This window comes from Nostoc sp. C052, from assembly GCF_013393905.1.
GTDB lineage: Bacteria > Cyanobacteriota > Cyanobacteriia > Cyanobacteriales > Nostocaceae > Nostoc.
In genome coordinates, this window is record NZ_CP040272.1 from 7,218,044 (window position 1) to 7,231,343 (window position 13,300).

A 13,300-nucleotide genomic window follows, 5' to 3' on the forward strand; every position below is an offset into this window, starting at 1 on the left:
AGCAAGGGGGCAGGGAGCAGGGGAGAAGTTGCAGAAAGTTTTTCCCCTCTGCCCCCCGCACCCTGCTCCTCTGCCTCTTTTCAATGCCCCATGCCCAAACACGTTACGATCAATTAAGAAGTAATAATTTTTTACGGCACTGCCAGGAGTCTCTTAATGTTCATTGATGAATTGTCACCTATATTCAGGGAATTTACTCAGCATCCAGTCTCATTTGTGGGTGGGTTCTTCTCTGGTGTGCTTCGGCTCAATCTCGCAGACGATCCCGTTAAAGGCTGGCTAGATAAACAGATCCGCTCAAATAGTTACACCCGCACCACAACTGATGCCCATAATGGTAAAGCCAATGGCCCTCAGCAGATTTCCATTGACTAAAAACTCCAATCATACATAGTTGAATTTACTCAAAAACAGGGAGTCAGTGCTGCCAAGGGCAGCACTGAACCCTACTTTCTACAATAATTATTTTACTTTTTGGAAGTGACTTAACTAGTTGATTGGCACTCTGAGCATGAGGGCACCCACCGGATCTGACGTGGGGCCAGCAGGGAAATTCACGTGGCAGAGCGCACATTCCGCCCTGAAGTTGCTGAGGGGGATTGAGCGTCGATAGTACCATTTATTATCTACACGCTGGACGGACACATATGGCTGCGGCTGGCTTGCCATTGCTAGCGCGTTTGCTTGACGCTCAAAGCTGTCGTTAGGGCGATCGCTTTCCCGAAGCGGCCCAACGGTGCCGACTAATCGCATATCCTTGTTCTTATCGTTAAATATCAGCGAGATGGAGTGCTTACCTTGCTCCACATTTGCCGGCGTGGTTTCGTTAAACTCCTGCGTCAGCGCCGCGAACAACGTGTTGAGCATGAGATCGCTCGTCTCTTGGGCGATCGCAACCTGTCCAGGTGGCGGTGGATAGTCAAAAGCACGGGCAATTCCCGTGAAACTGATGCCAATGACAAGCATCAGCACAAAAATTCCATAGCTGACTAGCTTTCTCAGACGCATTCTCTTACTCCTTTGGTTTTGTATTGTTCTTGACTCATACCAATCCTGGGTGAAGATGTATACAATAAAACCCCCATATAGTCCCGCCTTACTAAGGGGAACAGCATAGCCGGGGGGTAAATATATACAACTTCACAGAGAAACGATATCAGCGACTCCGTATCACGGATAGAACCTTTATCAAACAAGAGCAGATGTTAAAGGGCAGAAGGTAAGAATTTATTTTCCACCTGCCAAAAGAGTATATTCGCGTAGCTTATTGTAGAATCTTATCATATAGATCAGGGAAAATACTAGCGCATTATTACCTAAATCTAAGTAACTACGTAGGGTTTGCTGAAAAAGTCTTTTCGTGGGGACTAAGAGGCAAGAGGCAGATTGCTTTTAGCGTCTCCCCTTGGGAGAAGGCAGGAGGGAAGTTACAAACTACCCCTAAATCTCTTCAATCCGAAAAGGTGATTGATTTTTTGTGATATCAAGTCTTTTTCCTTGGAAATAGCACAAGCATTTGAAATCAATGAAAAGTTTATTCTATAAGCCTTTTAACTTTTAACTTTTGACTTCCGCGCAGCATTACTAGTCGGTTGTTCCACTATTTAAGAGATACTAAAGTCAGGTACATGAGCAAGGAAATATGGAATCCCTAACCTCTCGTATGCAAGCGGTACAGTCACCGATTATTCCTGTGGTTGGGGAACTGATTAAAAATTCTCCGGGAACAATCTCTCTAGGACAAGGTGTCGTTTCTTACAACCCACCACCGGAAGCCATAGAATTTTTAGCCAAATTCTTAGCCGAACCAACCAATAATTTATACAAATCAGTTGAGGGAATTCCCCCATTGCTAACAGCGCTTGCAGAAAAATTGCAAGACTTCAACGGCATTGAAATCAACGATGAAAACTGCATCGTTGTGACAGCAGGGAGCAATATGGGATTTATGAATGCCATTCTTGCTATTACTAGCCCAGGCGATGAAATTATTTTGAATACACCCTACTATTTCAACCATGAAATGGCGATCGCAATGGCTGGTTGTCATCCGGTGTTAGTGGCGACGGATGAAAATTACCAATTGCGCCCAGATGCGATCGCTCAAGCAATTACTCCCAAAACACGGGCTGTGGTGACGATTTCACCAAATAACCCGACTGGAGTTGTCTATTCAGAAGCAGCATTACGCCAAGTAAATCAAATTTGTGGCGATCATAATATTTACCACATCAGCGATGAAGCTTATGAATACTTTACCTATAACGGAATAAAACACATTTCACCTGGCTCATTTGGTAATAATAGCGAGTACACCATTTCTCTCTATAGCCTTTCCAAAGCATACGGTTTTGCTAGTTGGCGCATTGGGTATATGGTGATTCCCAAACACTTGCTTGTCGCTGTTAAAAAAGTCCAGGATACAATTTTGATTTGTCCGCCAGTCATTTCTCAATATGCAGCTTTAGGAGCATTGCAGGCAAAAGAGGAGTATTTGCAGAGTCATATAGGAGCGTTGGCGCAGCCCGCCGTAGGCATCGCTCAAGTACGCCAACTAGTATTAGACTCCCTTAATCGCCTACAAGGCTTGTGTAGCATTATCCCCGCCGATGGCGCTTTCTATTTTTTCCTCAAAGTTCATACCCAAATGGATGCTTTTGAGTTAGTTAAAAGACTAATCCAGGAACATAAAGTAGCAGTTATTCCAGGTACAACCTTTGGCATAGATGACGGATGCTACCTACGCGTTGCTTATGGGGCGCTGCAAAAAGAGACGGCAAAAGCAGGTATAGAAAGATTAGTGCAAGGTTTGGAAACTATAGTTAGGAGTTAGAAGTCATCCATATTTCTGCCTTCTTCAAGGCTGTGATAGCATATCTTGTCCGCAATTACAAATATAGAATTTAACAGATGCCGATTATTAATAAGTTAATTGAAATTGAAACTGAGCCAAAAATTAATATTCATAATATCACCCCACAAATTCAAGATTTTATTGCCTCAACATCAATTAAAAATGGACAAGTTTTAGTATTTTCTCAACACACAACAACAGCATTAGCTATCAACGAAAATGAAGTCAGATTATTAGAAGATGTCAAAGTGTTCTTGCAAAAACTAGCACCTGAGTCAGACAGCTATTTGCATAATGATTTGCATTTAAGAGATGTTCCAGAAAATGAGCCGATAAATGCTCACTCTCATTTAATGGCAATGATGCTGACCACGAGTGAGATAATTCCCATTGTGGATGGTAAATTAGTATTAGGAACTTGGCAATCTATTTTGTTTTTTGAGTTAGACGGCCCGCGTAAAAGAGCGATATTTGTGCAAATTTCTGGCGAATAATACAACTTCACACCTGCAATGATTCCAGAGAAACCCAAAACTAAGAGAATCACGAACATGACCAACAAATGTATCAGTTGAATTTACTTACAGCAATTAAAAATCTGAAAGAATGTTTTCAAGCATAACCTTCCTTTCCACAAACCAGGACTTTTGTTGTGTCAAAGGTAGACGCAATTATACCAATTTTGGATTTTAGATTTTGGATTTTAGATTAAACGTCTTTACCTAAAGTCTGTTCCAGTAATGTCCAACATACTATCTATCTCAATTTGGTATTAGTTATGAAAAATAACGATAATTTTGTATTACGTAATACTTGGTACTACGCTTTGCCTAGCAATCAAATCAAGCCAGGTATGATGATCAGCCGCATTTTCTTGGGAGAACCAGTACTGCTAATCCGTAGTCAGGATAGCAAAGTCTCGGCGATGCGGGATATTTGCCCCCATCGTGGTGTGCCCTTGAGTTGCGGTAGATTCAATGGGCAGGAAGTGGAATGCTGTTACCACGGTTGGCGCTTTAACGAGGGTGGACGCTGCACTACAATACCATCTCTTGTAGAAGAACAGCAGATGGATTTGAGTCGCTTCGATGTACAGTCTTATGCAGTTCGCGAAGCTCAAGGAAATATCTGGATATATATCGCCGATCCAGATAACCCTCAACCTGCTTCCGAGAAGGAAATTCCGGTGATTCCAGGGTTTGATGAGCCGCCCCAGTTCGTAAAAGTCGTGAAATTCCCCTGTTTTGTGGATCATGCAGTGGTAGGTTTGATGGACCCAGCTCATTCACCTTATGTTCATCGCGCTTGGTGGTGGCGAAATGAGCAATTACATGAAGAAGTAAAGCAGTTTGATGCTTCACCCTATGGCTTTACGATGCGACGACACCGATTACCAGCGAATGGGGGTCGTTTATACTGGTTGATTGGCGGTGGTGTACCAGAAACGGAGATTTCTTTTCGTTTACCTGGAGTCAGAATCGAAGAAACAACAATTGCCAATCATCGAGTCGTTAATGTAACGGCTGTTACACCGATTTCAGATACAGAAACAGAAGTAACTTTTGCTCTTTACTGGACACTCCCTTGGGTAGGATTTTTCAAGCCACTAGTACATCTGCTAGCGCGGACTTTTATCGACCAAGACCGAACAATTGTGGCAAAACAGCAGATTGGCCTCAAGTATAATCCTGTGCTGCGACTAATTAAAGACTCAGATGTCCAGGCGCAGTGGTACTACCAATTGAAGCGGGAGTATGCTCGTTCTGTTGCTGAAGGACGAGAATTTGTGAATCCTGTTAAGGGTCAAATACTGCGCTGGCGTGCTTAAATTACTCCAAGGTAAATTCTGCAAATTCTCTTGGTCCAAACAGCATATTTCGGTCTACGGCTGACAAAATTTTATTATTGGCGCGATCGCTATTTAAAGAACGGACAACTAACTGCGCGACATCTGCACGATTAATGCTACCAATAATGTGCGGATCTTCAGTCAAAACACCATTACCCGTTGCTGGTTCTGACTTTAGTCCACCAGGACGGATGATTGTATAGGTGAGTCCACTGGCGATTAAGTGTTGTTCTGCTTTGTCTTTCTCAACTAAAACTTTTCCGAGTACGGCTAAAACTTGGGGTGATACAGCAACAACACTATTGCCAGCACCAATGGAAGACACAAGAATAAACTTTTGCACTCCAGCTGTAACTGCTGCATCGATCAGATTTTTATTCCCTGGGTAATCCGGTCTTTCTATGTCTGATGGTAAACCGCCAATGGTACTAATAACGGTATGGATAGGTTCATCTGTCAGCATTGCGCGTTCTACATCCTCAACATTCAAGGCATCTCCCTGAACTACCTGAATACCGATTTTTTCTAGTTCAGCTGCAACTGCTGCTGTTCTCACCAGTGCTTTAACCTTTAGCTGTTGCGCTCTCAGATATTGGGCAATTTCTCGACCAACACCACGACTTGCTCCAGCTAGAAAAATATAAGATTCACTTGTCATAATAAATTTAACTACTTACGCTCAAAGGATTTTATCAGAGGATTGGCAGCACTTAATAATTGCTCAAGCAGCTGAGATGCTTCTGATTGGTGACGAACGTGAGTGTCAATAAATAAACTAATGATTTCACCCATCAGCAAACGGAAGGTTTCTTGAGGTTGGGTGGCGGGAAAGTCCAACAAGGTTACATCTAGAGTGGAATCTAACCGATCAACTATCGAAAAATGATTTGCTCCCTCCAAAAGTAGTAGATAGCTGTCATTGCGTCCTCCAGCAATTGCTTCTTGGAATGTACGGATGACTGAGGTGGTAGCATTTCCAGAGCTTACACCATAGCGATCGCTGTTGTTAGCAATTACTCCATCACAAGTTCCTCCCATCAGTAGAAGTGGTAGGGAGTCTGGTAAGGGTAAGGTAGTTGCTGCCTCGTACCCCAATGATAACGTTGCCATAGTGTGTAAACCATAACCAAAAGATGCTGCAACTTGAGGGAAAAAGTGGGGATCGGCATTTTCGATAGCTACTCTACCACCTGCGGAATGTCCACCTAAAATTATTCTTTGCAGATCGAGCATTCCAGCTAAAATACCCTCAGACTGTAACTGTTCCACTTTTGCTAGCAGTGTTGGCAAAGCCGGAGCAGTGGGAAGAGTACGATAAATTGTTGGTTTCAGCTTTTCAAAATCAACCCCTGGAGTCAAACTAATTATTCCTGGTATATTTTCTGCAATCCAGTTAAAGAGAATCACCACTAGTCCACGTTCAGCAAGTTTAACCGCCAACCATTGATATTGTTGAGCATCACAGTTAAAACCGTTGAAGAAAATCACTACTGGAAAAGGTGCCTTTTCTAAATCAACTGGCATACTTGCCCTATTTCTTTCTACCTTACCCATCGATATCTGTGCTGGATAGAAAACTTTCAGGTGAATGGTATCGTAAGGAGACTGGAAACCCCCAATTTTAGCAGCTTGGAAAAAAGCACGAACTGTCATCTGGTTCTTCCTAATATCATTTTCCGAAAATTTTTCTATTGGCCAGGTACAACTGCTCTTAACAATTCCAATCTAGCGATCGCAAATAACTGAGTAACTATAATTACATAAATATTAGGATGGCAATTATACCTAACCCAATAGTAGGAGGTATTGTAATAGGTAATTGTGTCAATCTAGCAAATAACTTTTCAATGGATTTACTTATGGCTAAAAAATCTCAACCCAATCTAGAGCAATATCATGATGTCAGATTATCTGCTACTACCAGAATTTGGGTAATTACAGTCGCAATTCTTGGAGTTTGCGTCCCACTGTCAGCCATTACTAGAAGCGGAGCTATTCTTCCTTTAGTTGCTATTGGTGGCGCAGCTGTTGGTACGGTTGCTGTTTGGCGTTCTGATGAGCAAAAATCAAAAACTAACTATTTGCAACAGCAGCAAATAGAACTGCTAGAGGAGAGATTAGCGAATTTAGAAACAATTGTTAGCAGTGATGACTTGAACTTGCAAATGAAAATTAAACAAATCGAAGCAAGGGATACTTTTGGCAACTCCTCTGATATCAGTACTACACCCAGACAACCAAAACGTAAAAGTTAAAATAATTCGCAATACTCGCCATTCGCGTAGCGTCTCGTAGAGAAGGCGAAAAGTAAGCTAAGTAATTCCTATACCGCAAGAGTTTCATTGATTGGGAATAGGTGGTTTAAACTGTTGCGCCTACACATTGCATCACAAGCATGATTAGGCAAAACCTGTAAATCCTCTCCCTTGCACCCTGCTCCCCTGCCACCTCAATGTGCAAACTATAATCAAAAAAGCTTACTTCCGCCGTGCTGTACTAGGTTATTTTTGTGTAGGTATTTGTTGACTTAATGTATCTGCAATCTTGGAAATCCGTCTCCAATTAAACTTTCTTTTGCAGCTAGAAGTGTTTCTAGGAAAACAGTATCTCTTTGTCCATGTCCGTTAGAATTGACTGACATCATCTAAATTCTATACACTTCAACTGCATCAATTCATGAAACGTCTAAGTGCTGTTTATTTATCTCTTTCCCAGAAACATCTGCCAATGGCTGTGTTTTATTAGACTGCTAAAATTACTGAATTTTTAATTAACTAAGGTTATAAACTTGAGTAATTGCATTGGTATAGCTTACCGTAGGTATGCAACAGTTTGCCGCAGGAATGCAGATGGATTGGATTAGCTTACTCAAAGCTCAACAAACAGACTTTCTTCAACGTGTGAAAAAACCTAAAACTTACGACTTATCTTTGCTAGAAAGTCAAGTTAAAGGTTGTCACACTGAAGTTATGGCCTTTTGGGGTGAGCCATTGGCTAGACTCCAAGAACTTTCTCGCCAACAAGCAGAAGTTCTCGCCAAAAATCCGCCGCCAACGCCACCTGAATATCCTGAGCCTCCTGACTGGACGATACCTTTCCCGAAATACTTCCAACAACAAGCCCAAGATTATCTTTTACGGGAGTATATTGTTGACCGAGTAATAACTGAACGGTTGGGAAAATTGGTAAAAAAGGTGTCACAAGATACCTTACAAAATATGATTTTAGATGATGAAGGAAATTTGTGTGGCGAAAGTAAATTTCCTTATGTACTTAAAGATCATCCTCAGCTAAGTATTCAAGTTTACGTTGCTGATGGAGAAAGTTTTAATGGTATTAAGAAAGACAAAATTAGGTGGTCGATTACTCAAGAAGATTTGGAAAATCATCAAGTATTAATTTTTCTATGTTTATTTTATCCATCTACAGGTAATTTAGGTTACGAGAGGCAAAGCATAATAACAGGCTTTTTACCGACAAATCAACTTGAATTTGCTGAACCAAAACTGTATGTAACTCCAAGTAACTTGTTGTATGCAGGGGGATTGAGTTGGTACTTAGAATCACTTACTGGCAAAAAAAATGCGTCGCCAGTAATTCATGAGAGAGCGATCGCAGATACAATACAAACTCTACCATCAGAGCATTGCCTCAAGGATATAGTTGGCGACTGGGAATGCTGGCAGACTTTGCAAGGACACACCAGAGGAATTAATTGTCTAGCTTTCAGTTCTGGATGTAACAATGGCAAAGCTTTACCCATTTTGGCAAGTGGTAGCCGTGGCGAGACAAAACTCTGGGATTTAAGCAAGGGTGAATTAATAGAGACATTATCAGAGTATCCTTGGGTACTATCTGGGCTGGTGGATGAAGTGAATTCCCTAGCTTTTAGTTCAGATGGACAGACTTTAGTGAGTTGCGGTGCAGATTCCACAATTAAGCTTTGGCACGTAGGTGCTTTAGACTTGATAGATATTTTGCACAAACACAATGGGGTAGTGCGGTGTGCTGCCTTTACCCCCGATGGCAGAATGCTAGCGACAGGCGGAGATGACAGAAAAATTCTATTTTGGGATTTGATGCAACGTCAGGTAGCGATCGCACTTTCTTTAGATGATACAGCTGCTCATTCCCTGGTTTTGAGTCGAGACGGGGAAACTCTGGTTACAGGTAGCTACCGCAAAATCAAAGTTTGGCGCACTTTACCCCAAACTGGGATCAAAAGTTTAAAAGATGCACAACCACTGCATACCCTCATGGGTCATGCTCATATCGTGCGTTCCTTAGCAATCAGTGCAGATGCTAAACTACTCGTGAGTGGTAGCTGGGATCAAACAATTAAAATTTGGCAATTGGAGACTGGAGAATTACTTCATACTCTTAAAGGACATAGAGATAGAGTATATGCGATCGCTTTAAGTCCCGATGGACAAATTATCGCCAGTGGTAGTGCTGATAAAACCATCAAATTGTGGCATCTCCAAACTGGAGAATTGCTGGGTACATTTACAGGTCATGGGAATATAGTCACAGCATTAGCCTTCACAGCTTCCGGTGAGATGTTAGTTAGCGGGAGTTTGGATAAGACAATTAAGATTTGGCAACGGAGTTAATAGTAATTCGTGTTGAAGAGGCATGAAGCATTCCCGATGAAACGAATTTCAAAAGCCTTGGATGAAAGAATGACTGGGGACTGGGGATTGGGGGGATGAGGGAAATAATGAGGTAATCTTTTCTCCCTCTGCTCCCTGCTCCCCTGCTTCCTCTTGCCTACTCCCCCCTGCGACAGAATTTGAGTAATTTTACATATCATGGATTGTCAACTTTTGTAGTCAAATTGACAACATATTAACAAAAAGTAGCATATACTAAGTGTTATCAGCCTCCCATAAAAAATCCGGGAGAATTTCAACGTGCAAGGAGGTAAATCCTATGCAAGAGGTGTGGACATCAACGGAATTAGAATATGCTTTTTTGTTTACCCTAAGAAAAGTAAATTCGATCAATCCAGAAGGTTTCAAGTCATTTTTTAGTAACATGCCTATTGACCCTTATATCAAAGGCAATTATCGTTCTAGAAGATTATCTCGGTTCATAGTCTCTGGAAATCAGTTAATCAAATTACCTCATGGCTACCTTTATCAAAGTAAAGAATATAATCCATTAGTAGGTGACATAAAAAGAGAGTTTGCAGAATTAGACGATGCACTCATAGAACTTGGTATTTTTAGAAATCTTGTCTTGGCATTTAGTGATTCTTGTAAACTTCATCCAGAAGCGGAAATCGGAGTTCATCAAATTAGAACTATTTGTTCGGCAGATAATTTGGGTAATCCTGCACCTGAAGGTATCCATCAAGATGGTACTGATTTTATTGGTATATTTTCAGTAGATAGAGATAATATTCAAGGTGGAGAAACACATCTGTATACTGCCAAAAGAGAAAAGCCTGTGTTTAGCAAAGTTCTAAATCCGGGAGAACTCTTATTAGTCAACGATCATGATTTTTTCCATTTTACTACTCCGATAAAACCACAGATTGATGCTCAAGGAAGTAGGGATGTTTTTGTACTGACTTCTCCTAGCTTACTTTCGGAATAATTTTAGTAACCTGGAAATATTTTATAATCTACGAGATATGGGGAACTGAATCTATTAAATTCCCCTATTTTTTGTTTTTAATTGAAAATAATCATGCTCATATTTATTTATCTAAATTATGGCTAAATTTGCCATATTAAGTAATTTTTTATCGTTAAATCTCATCCAATACTTTTCGGATAAACCCAACAATCTCTCTTTTGATCTGGGGAAAGGTTAAAGGGGAAGGGATAAGGGTTTGAATTTACCTTTACCCCTTCCCCTTTCTCCCAAAACCCGAAAAGTATTGAAACCTCATCTATGTTAAAACCTAGAGTTTTTTAAAAGATATATTTATGTAGGTTGGGTAGAGTGAAACGCAACCCAACATTACCACCTTTGTTTGTTTTATTTCATCAAAAATCCGAAATTCAGCAAAGCCACGCTGGATACTTAGAATATTAAGTGTGAGCGCATAAGTTAGACTACAAAACAAGCCTGCTGGAATTCAACTAACTGAATCAACCAAACAAATGCTATGAATGACGAATTCTACAATAGAGGATTGGAAAAGGCTAGGCGAAAAGACTACGCTGGAGCAATTGAAGAGTTTAACCATGCTTTACAACTGACACCTTACTTTATCGAAGCTTACTTGCAACGGGGTTTGGCACATTATGACTCAGGAGCAATCCTGAAGGCTGTTTCAGATTATACCGAAGCCTTGAAGCTGAATCCTGAGAGTGTAGAGGCATATTATTGTCGGGGATTAGCAAGAGTGGCGCTGAAAAATTTGCCGGGGGCGTTGGAAGATGTGGAACGCGCTATTCGTCTCAATCTCAATTATGCTGCTGCTTATAATCTGCGGGGGATGGTACGGCGCAAACAGGGTTATATTCAAGATGCGATCGCTAACTTTAAAAAAGCTGCACAACTATATCTAGAGCAACAAGACAAAGAGAATTGTCGTCGGTGTCTGGAACAAATTAAACAGCTACAACCCAAAGAATTACCAGCCCTTGAGCAATCGCATTCTACAAATGCGCCAATCTTATCCACCAATGATTATTTCACGCAACTATTAGAAAAGGCTGAAAAAGGAGATACCCAAGAGGCACTCGCCGATTTAAATTGGGTATTAAAAGCCGATCCGCAAGACGCCCAAGCTTACTGCTGTCGTGGGGTTGTGCGTTGTAAAATGGGTAATTATCGAGAAGCGATCGCAGATTTTAATCAAGCATTGCGGCTAGACTTTCAAGATGCCATTGTCTATCGTAACCGAGGTAAAGCACGTTCTATATTGGGAGATCATCAAGGAGCGATCGCAGACCTTAACCAAGCACTCCAGATACAGCCTGAAGATGCCTTAGTCTATATTGCCAGAGGTAATGCCTATCGAACAACAGGCAATTATCTTGGTGCAATTCAAGATTACACCCAAGCACTGCAAATTAATCCCGATGATGCTCAAGCTTACTACAATCGCGGCATTGCCTATACTTGCTTAGAAGAAATACAAAAAGCCGTGGAAGATTATCAACGAGCGGCGAGTATCTTTTGTGAACAAGAAGACTGGGGAAATTATCAACAAGTCTTAAGTAGCCTGGAAAAGATCCAAAAATTTAGTCCAGAATCGAAAAAGCAAAAGTATAACCTGCTACGTCAGCGAATTTTGCGAATGGTTGGAGGATACTGGGAAATTGCCGAACGATTGATTCAGCAAAAGCAAAATTACCATCCTGGGATGTCAGACGAGTGGTATTTGCAAAAAGTGATTGATGATTTAGAACGCGATCGCGGTAGATAAAAAATGAGTAATGAGTAATAAGTAATAAGTAATAAGTAATACTCATTACTTCATTAGATAAAATATAAATACTACTACAAACGTAAATTCACCCGTACACTTATTATACGGGTGAAAATGCAATCAATCACTTGTCGTTTTCCAATGAAACTAAATGCACACTATATTAAGCACATTTGAAAGCTTAGTTAGAAGTGCGAGTTTGACGGCGGCGGCGCAATCCAAACATCCCAACTGCTCCCACCGCAAAAATTGACAGAGTAACAGATGGTTCAGGAACACTAGCACCAATTAACGCTTTAACATTTGCCTCGCCGATATCAAGAACAACGACAACATCGTTAAAGTCACGGTCAGAACCCTCGTTCCACTTACCAGTTTTAGAATCTACCCCAGAAGCGTATAAATCACCGTATAAATCCTCAAATGCCAGGAGGATGTAGTTATTGTAAGCGTAAGCAACTGCGTGCTGTAGTCCATCAGCGTTAGAGGCAGTGTTAGTACCAAAGATGTTGGCAGAAGTACCACGGTTCAAACCATCAGCTCTCAACCAGAAGTCAAGTTGACTACCTGCGGTAATATTACCAATATTGACCCCATCACCCAGTTTTAGTGCATTACCACCCCAGCCACCAACACACCCGTCTCCTTCACAAGAAATATCATTAAAAAGTAGCCCAGACTTATTAGTAGTTCCTGCGGCATCGAAGGCTAGCTGGTTTCTATAACCAGCGCCTTCATTGATAAAGTAAACAGAAACGTCGTGGTCGTATTTTAGGTTTAATTTACTAGGGTCTAATTTAAATTGTCCGCTATTTGGCAAGGCAACGCTTTCTGCTTGGACAAATTGTTGGAAAGGAGCGTCGTTAAAACCAGTTTGAGACTTACTATATACCGTTGGTTGAGTCCAAGAACTATTCCAACTAAAATCAGCAGCAGATGCAGTTTCTACTTTAGAAATTAATCCAGTTAAGGTAGCTGTAGCGGCAATTAAAGCAGTGATAAAAATCGGTTTCATATTAGGAGCTATTAAGTAGGGAAAATAATTTAGACAGTAATGTTTTAAGCAATCTGTCTGTGTTTCTTGTTAATTTCTAACAGCTATGCTTTAGCAAAGTCAATCTTTATTGTGGCTTTTATTTGTATATTTAAATAGCTCTTTATTTAATGTATTTTTACTGAAAAATATCTGTTCTGATAACCTAATGTA

General features: G+C 40.9%; 12 protein-coding genes. 8 read left to right on the forward strand and 4 right to left on the reverse strand.

The genetic code is table 11. From position 1 onward, the window contains the following. Positions 1 to 156: 156 nt before the first annotated feature. The gene (locus tag FD723_RS29790; RefSeq protein ID WP_179068568.1) at positions 157 to 375 is read left to right on the forward strand and encodes a hypothetical protein; all 219 of its coding nucleotides are present in this window, start codon (positions 157 to 159) and stop codon (positions 373 to 375) included. 114 nt (positions 376 to 489) lie between these two features. On the opposite strand, the gene FD723_RS29795 is transcribed toward FD723_RS29790, so the two are convergent. Next, the gene (locus FD723_RS29795; RefSeq protein WP_179068569.1) at positions 490 to 1,008 is read right to left on the reverse strand and encodes a hypothetical protein; all 519 of its coding nucleotides are present in this window, start codon (positions 1,006 to 1,008) and stop codon (positions 490 to 492) included. 634 nt (positions 1,009 to 1,642) lie between these two features. Here FD723_RS29795 and FD723_RS29800 point away from each other — a divergent pair. The 3 genes from FD723_RS29800 (at position 1,643) to FD723_RS29810 (ending at position 4,682) form a co-directional block, all read left to right on the forward strand. Beyond that, complete coding sequence (locus tag FD723_RS29800) at positions 1,643 to 2,833, forward strand: pyridoxal phosphate-dependent aminotransferase (RefSeq protein WP_179068570.1); 1,191 nt, start codon at positions 1,643 to 1,645, stop codon at positions 2,831 to 2,833. Between the two features lie 77 nt (positions 2,834 to 2,910). Next, positions 2,911 to 3,348 carry a secondary thiamine-phosphate synthase enzyme YjbQ gene (locus FD723_RS29805; RefSeq protein WP_179068571.1) on the forward strand — a complete coding sequence of 146 codons (438 nt, stop codon included), beginning with the start codon at positions 2,911 to 2,913 and terminating at the stop codon, positions 3,346 to 3,348. Between the two features lie 284 nt (positions 3,349 to 3,632). Further along, positions 3,633 to 4,682 carry an aromatic ring-hydroxylating dioxygenase subunit alpha gene (locus FD723_RS29810; RefSeq protein ID WP_179068572.1) on the forward strand — a complete coding sequence of 350 codons (1,050 nt, stop codon included), beginning with the start codon at positions 3,633 to 3,635 and terminating at the stop codon, positions 4,680 to 4,682. Position 4,683: 1 nt separating this feature from the next. On the opposite strand, the gene FD723_RS29815 is transcribed toward FD723_RS29810, so the two are convergent. Together FD723_RS29815 and FD723_RS29820 are read right to left on the reverse strand one after the other, a co-directional pair. Continuing rightward, positions 4,684 to 5,361: an SDR family oxidoreductase gene (locus FD723_RS29815; protein WP_179068573.1), complete on the reverse strand. Its 678-nt coding sequence runs from the start codon at positions 5,359 to 5,361 to the stop codon at positions 4,684 to 4,686. Positions 5,362 to 5,372: 11 nt separating this feature from the next. After that, entirely contained in the window at positions 5,373 to 6,356 is a 984-nt protein-coding gene (locus FD723_RS29820; RefSeq protein ID WP_179068574.1) for a dienelactone hydrolase, read from the reverse strand. A 206-nt stretch (positions 6,357 to 6,562) separates the two neighbouring features. Between FD723_RS29820 and FD723_RS29825 the strand changes: the two genes are divergently transcribed. The 4 genes from FD723_RS29825 to FD723_RS29840 all read left to right on the forward strand — a co-directional run bounded on the left by FD723_RS29825 (position 6,563) and on the right by FD723_RS29840 (position 12,090). Next, positions 6,563 to 6,958, forward strand: a complete 396-nt coding sequence (locus FD723_RS29825; protein WP_179068575.1) for a hypothetical protein — start codon at positions 6,563 to 6,565, stop codon at positions 6,956 to 6,958. Between the two features lie 567 nt (positions 6,959 to 7,525). Continuing rightward, on the forward strand, positions 7,526 to 9,316 hold the full coding sequence (locus tag FD723_RS29830; protein ID WP_256874964.1) for a WD40 repeat domain-containing protein: 1,791 nt from the start codon (positions 7,526 to 7,528) through the stop codon (positions 9,314 to 9,316). A 319-nt stretch (positions 9,317 to 9,635) separates the two neighbouring features. Next, positions 9,636 to 10,304, forward strand: a complete 669-nt coding sequence (locus FD723_RS29835) for a 2OG-Fe dioxygenase family protein (RefSeq protein ID WP_179068576.1) — start codon at positions 9,636 to 9,638, stop codon at positions 10,302 to 10,304. A gap of 517 nt (positions 10,305 to 10,821) precedes the next feature. Beyond that, complete coding sequence (locus tag FD723_RS29840) at positions 10,822 to 12,090, forward strand: tetratricopeptide repeat protein (RefSeq protein ID WP_179068577.1); 1,269 nt, start codon at positions 10,822 to 10,824, stop codon at positions 12,088 to 12,090. A 184-nt stretch (positions 12,091 to 12,274) separates the two neighbouring features. Here FD723_RS29840 and FD723_RS29845 read toward each other — a convergent pair whose 3' ends face one another. Next, the gene (locus FD723_RS29845; RefSeq protein WP_179068578.1) at positions 12,275 to 13,108 is read right to left on the reverse strand and encodes a DUF4114 domain-containing protein; all 834 of its coding nucleotides are present in this window, start codon (positions 13,106 to 13,108) and stop codon (positions 12,275 to 12,277) included. Between the last annotated feature and the right edge of the window lie 192 nt (positions 13,109 to 13,300).

Bases quoted from the DNA above. Each gene is read 5' to 3' on its own strand.
- FD723_RS29800 (WP_179068570.1), top strand. From the start codon at position 1,643: ATGGAATCCCTAACCTCTCGTATGCAAGCGGTACAGTCACCGATTATT.
- FD723_RS29815 (WP_179068573.1), bottom strand. From the start codon at position 5,361: ATGACAAGTGAATCTTATATTTTTCTAGCTGGAGCAAGTCGTGGTGTT.
- FD723_RS29845 (WP_179068578.1), bottom strand. From the start codon at position 13,108: ATGAAACCGATTTTTATCACTGCTTTAATTGCCGCTACAGCTACCTTA.
- FD723_RS29810 (WP_179068572.1), top strand. From the start codon at position 3,633: ATGAAAAATAACGATAATTTTGTATTACGTAATACTTGGTACTACGCT.
- FD723_RS29805 (WP_179068571.1), top strand. From the start codon at position 2,911: ATGCCGATTATTAATAAGTTAATTGAAATTGAAACTGAGCCAAAAATT.
- FD723_RS29835 (WP_179068576.1), top strand. From the start codon at position 9,636: ATGCAAGAGGTGTGGACATCAACGGAATTAGAATATGCTTTTTTGTTT.
- FD723_RS29830 (WP_256874964.1), top strand. From the start codon at position 7,526: ATGCAACAGTTTGCCGCAGGAATGCAGATGGATTGGATTAGCTTACTC.
- FD723_RS29790 (WP_179068568.1), top strand. From the start codon at position 157: ATGTTCATTGATGAATTGTCACCTATATTCAGGGAATTTACTCAGCAT.
- FD723_RS29820 (WP_179068574.1), bottom strand. From the start codon at position 6,356: ATGACAGTTCGTGCTTTTTTCCAAGCTGCTAAAATTGGGGGTTTCCAG.
- FD723_RS29795 (WP_179068569.1), bottom strand. From the start codon at position 1,008: ATGCGTCTGAGAAAGCTAGTCAGCTATGGAATTTTTGTGCTGATGCTT.
- FD723_RS29825 (WP_179068575.1), top strand. From the start codon at position 6,563: ATGGCTAAAAAATCTCAACCCAATCTAGAGCAATATCATGATGTCAGA.
- FD723_RS29840 (WP_179068577.1), top strand. From the start codon at position 10,822: ATGAATGACGAATTCTACAATAGAGGATTGGAAAAGGCTAGGCGAAAA.